We start from the raw sequence: 601 nt of genomic DNA on the forward strand, positions 1-601 counted from the left end.
GATGGCTACCGCGACCGCAGCAACAACGCCTCGGTGTTCGTCTCGGCATCCGATATGACCGGGCGTAGCTACGCCGATCTTCGCGCCGATCCCACCGTGTGGCGGTACGACATCGCGGGCACCCCGCCCGCCGAGCTGACCCTGCCGGTCGATACCCAAGGCCGATACGTCCGCGTCCAACTCCCGGGCACCAACTACCTGTCGCTCGCCGAGGTCTCGGTCTACGCCTCCCAGAACTGACCCGAATGTGGGGTGTCCGCCCTGGGAATCAGGCAAGGCGGACACCCACCACGGGATCCCACCTCCCGCCGGCCAACTGCTCGTCCAGCAGGTGAATGGCCCCGGGTTCGATGGAGATCTCAGTGGGCGTTTGATGTTGATTTCTGTGGGCCATTTTCACATGGTTTGCACCGCTCTTCGACAGCCCGCGTGATCTGAAGCGTTCGGAAGCTCCCGACTGCTGAGCATTTCGGGTTGTCGTCGGGTAGTGACGGTTCGTGATCCCTGCGGTATGCCGTTGGTGTGAGGTATCCGGAGGGTGGGGGCCTGACCGCTGAGCGTCGGGCGTTTCGTGAGGGGATCCGGTTCCAGGCCGGGATGC

General features: G+C 64.2%; 2 pseudogenes. Both read left to right on the top strand.

Features of this window, described 5'->3' with window-relative positions:
* Positions 1 to 240: pseudogene (locus PUR56_RS29425) on the top strand (discoidin domain-containing protein); the annotation flags it as partial.
* Positions 241 to 522: 282 nt separating this feature from the next.
* A pseudogene (locus PUR56_RS43635) lies at positions 523 to 601 on the top strand (helix-turn-helix domain-containing protein); the annotation flags it as partial.

Origin of the sequence: Streptomyces sp. BE303 (genome assembly GCF_036290945.1) — a bacterium.
Lineage (GTDB): Bacteria > Actinomycetota > Actinomycetes > Streptomycetales > Streptomycetaceae > Kitasatospora.